We start from the raw sequence: 3087 nt of genomic DNA, 5'->3' as shown, positions 1-3087 counted from the left end.
TTCAGCGTCGCGTCGTAGTCGATCAGTGCGCGGGTGATGCCGTGGCGCACTGCGCCGGCCTGACCCGTTTCACCGCCGCCCGACACGTTCACCTTGATGTCGAACGTCTGGCCGTTGTTGGTCAGTTCCAGCGGCTGACGCACGATCATCAGCGACGTTTCGCGCGAGAAGTAGTCAGCGATGGGCTTGCCGTTGACGATGATGTCGCCCTTGCCAGCCTTGATAAAGACACGAGCGACTGCGCTCTTGCGGCGGCCCGTACCGTAGTTCCAGTTACCGATCATGTGGGCTCCCCTTAGATCTCGAGCGCTTTCGGCTGTTGAGCCGAGTGCGGATGCGTCGCTTCTGCGTAGACCTTCAGCTTCTTGATCATCGCGTAGCCGAGCGGGCCCTTCGGCAGCATGCCCTTGACCGCCTTCTCGAGCGCACGGCCCGGGAAGCGTTCCTGCATCTTGCCGAACGTCGTTTCATAGATACCGCCCGGGTAACCCGAGTGACGGTAGTACTTCTTGTCCAGAGTCTTGTTGCCCGTGACCTTCAACTTGCTCGCGTTGATGACGATGATGAAATCACCGGTGTCGACGTGCGGGGTGAACTCAGGCTTGTGCTTGCCGCGCAGACGGCGTGCCACTTCGCTGGCGACACGGCCGAGAACCTTATCCGTCGCGTCAATCACGTACCATTCGCGCGTCACCTCATGGGCTTTTGCGGAAAACGTCTTCATGATCGATCCAAAAAAATTACTGTGCCCGATACTTTTTTCCTGCTTGGATAGGTGCGCTTCGAGGCGCGGTGCAGGCTCTCCCTGTTCTTTTTCCGTGGGCATGAAGGCGGAAAAACCGTGGATTATAAAGGAGATAGTTGGCAGCCGTCAAAGAGAATGCGCGAGTCGCGCAGCCGCGCCGTTCCGGCATCTCGCAGACATCTGGTCGCACCCCGTTAAATCCGGATCAGTCCCGGCAGTTCGCATTCGCGACCGCATCGTCGTCACGCGCAGATCCGCTGCGAAGCACCGCCCTGCTGCGCAATGCGTGACCGTGTCGCCGCCTGCCTCGATCCGACCTCACGGCGATATGCAGCGATACTTGCATCACACGAAAAAAAACCCGAACGATCGGTTCGGGTTTAATCCACCATTGGAGGAGGGTGGAGGAGACATTCGGAGGATGCCGCAGCGCGGCAACCAATGAGTCACATTATATGAACGCGATGTCGGCAACACAAGAAAATCTACATTACGAAATTTCACACCATGATATGAAATTTTGCGCGCATCAACAAAATTCTATTTTTCATCATTAAAATCAATCGCTTGCAGACACATCGGATGTTTCGCATGTGATCCATCTAGATGTAAACCCCTAAATTCCGGACGTGCACCGCCGCTCGGCCGCACGACGAACCGCCGCGGCGAGTCTCCCGCCCACATTGCGGCAGCGTGCCAGCCTGCGATGAAGACGCGGGCTACAATGCCGGTTCGAATTCGAATCAGGCAACGCTGGAGTGCAAGCATGGAATGCAAAGTAAGCTGGTTGGGTCAGGATGGCATGGCGTTTTCAGCCCAGACAGGAAGCGGCCACCTCGTCGCGATGGACGGCGCGCCGGAAGGCGGCGGCCACAATCTCGCGCCGCGGCCGATGGAGATGGTGCTGCTCGGCACCGGCGGATGCACCGCGTACGACGTCGTGCTGATCCTGAAGAAGAGCCGCCAGGACGTCACGGGCTGCTCGGTCACGCTGAAAGCAGAGCGCGCCAGCGAGGATCCGAAAGTGTTCACGAAGATTCATTTCCACTTCACCGTCACCGGCCGCAACCTGAATCCCGCCACGGTGGAGCGCGCGATCAATCTGTCGCACGACAAGTACTGCTCGGCGTCGATCATGATCGCGAAGACGGCCGAACTCACGCACTCGTTCGACATCGTCCCCGCCTGAACGCACCGCACATGAAGAAAAAGGGCCGGCGTCCGCGATGGACGCCGGCCCTTCTGACATTCGAATGGCAAAGCAGGCCGATAAGCCGGATTCTGTGCACACCGGGCGCCCGAAGGCGCGCGGCGCGTGGCAGCCATTCCTCTAGACGCGCCATTGCTGACGCGCTCAAGCTTCCTACCCGCAGACGAGACGGGGGCCCCATCCTGCACCCACGAGAGGTGCGCGCCTGCCTACTTGGAATTGCTCCGGGTGGAGGTTACCGTGCCGGCGAACGTCGCCGTCGCCGCGGTGCGCTCTTACCGCACCGTTTCACCCTTACCTGATCCCGGCTTGCGCCGGGCCATCGGCGGTTTGCTTTCTGTTGCCCTGTTCCGCGTGTCGCCACGGATGGCCGTTAGCCATCACCCTGCCCTGTGGAGTCCGGACTTTCCTCGCCCCCGCCTGCCCGAAGGCGGCGAGGCCGCGACTGCCTAGCCTGCTTTGCGACCGGCATTCTAACACCGCGCGCCGTGGCTTACAGCCGCCGCGTGCGCCTGCCGCTGCGAAACACTGCGGGATCGTCGTAGAACGCCGGGGCCGCGTTCGCCGCCCACCAGCCCGGCACGCCCAGTACCGGCAGCGGCGCATAGTCGCGGCTCGTCAGGTCACGAGTCGCCAGCCCGTGCGCGACGTGCGCGTCGACGTGGGCCGCCCGGCGCGCGGCCGGCCAGGAGAAATAGTCCGCCGGCACGTCGACGATCCATACGTGTGCGGTACACGACTTGTATGGCGCGACAAGTTTTTCGAGCAATGCATGTCCGACGAGCCGCGCCTCGCAGCGCGTGCCCCATGCGTCGCGCGCGTCGACCAGAAGCGCCGTCCAGTCGAAGCCGCGCAATGCATCGGCGAGTGCGGGATCGGCCGTCACGAACAGCGCCGCATTCTCGTCGAACAGCGTCAACGCGTCGCGCAGACGCCCGCGCACCGGGCCGACCCCGCCCGCCTCGTCGATTGCGTCCGCCTGCCGCGCATTCAGCGCCGCCTTGATGCGCGGATACGTCAGCCAGACGAGTGCGTTGAAGAAGTCGTGGAGATTGTGCCGGGTCGGTACGCCGCCGGTTTCGGCGATATGGGTCTCATACGCCACCTCCGCCGGAAGCTCGGCCTGCGGAAC

General features: G+C 62.1%; 4 protein-coding genes and 1 other RNA gene. 1 reads left to right on the top strand and 4 read right to left on the bottom strand.

Annotation, left to right across the window (positions count from 1 at the left end):
- A partial coding sequence (gene rpsI / locus KH616_RS23490) for a 30S ribosomal protein S9 (RefSeq protein ID WP_292253384.1) occupies positions 1-284 on the bottom strand: 284 nt, incomplete at its 3' end.
- 11 nt (positions 285-295) lie between these two features.
- On the bottom strand, positions 296-724 hold the full coding sequence (gene rplM, locus KH616_RS23485) for a 50S ribosomal protein L13 (RefSeq protein WP_004522094.1): 429 nt from the start codon (positions 722-724) through the stop codon (positions 296-298).
- A 745-nt stretch (positions 725-1469) separates the two neighbouring features.
- Between rplM and KH616_RS23480 the strand changes: the two genes are divergently transcribed.
- The gene (locus KH616_RS23480; RefSeq protein WP_292252377.1) at positions 1470-1934 is read left to right on the top strand and encodes an OsmC family protein; all 465 of its coding nucleotides are present in this window, start codon (positions 1470-1472) and stop codon (positions 1932-1934) included.
- Between the two features lie 65 nt (positions 1935-1999).
- Here KH616_RS23480 and rnpB read toward each other — a convergent pair.
- Both rnpB and KH616_RS23470 read right to left on the bottom strand, forming a co-directional pair.
- Positions 2000-2416, bottom strand: an RNA gene (rnpB, locus tag KH616_RS23475) — RNase P RNA component class A.
- A 32-nt stretch (positions 2417-2448) separates the two neighbouring features.
- Positions 2449-3087 (bottom strand): DUF3025 domain-containing protein (locus KH616_RS23470; protein ID WP_292252376.1); only part of this gene is annotated, 639 nt, incomplete at its 5' end.

The sequence above is a fragment of the Burkholderia sp. genome, from assembly GCF_018375725.1.
Lineage (GTDB): Bacteria > Pseudomonadota > Gammaproteobacteria > Burkholderiales > Burkholderiaceae > Burkholderia.
Note: the sequence above shows the minus strand (reverse complement) of the source record. Positions and strands in the feature narration are given on the sequence as shown.

Excerpts from the sequence above, each read along its gene's own strand:
- rplM (WP_004522094.1), bottom strand. The coding sequence starts at position 724 with ATGAAGACGTTTTCCGCAAAAGCCCATGAGGTGACGCGCGAATGGTAC.
- KH616_RS23480 (WP_292252377.1), top strand. The coding sequence starts at position 1,470 with ATGCCGGTTCGAATTCGAATCAGGCAACGCTGGAGTGCAAGCATGGAA.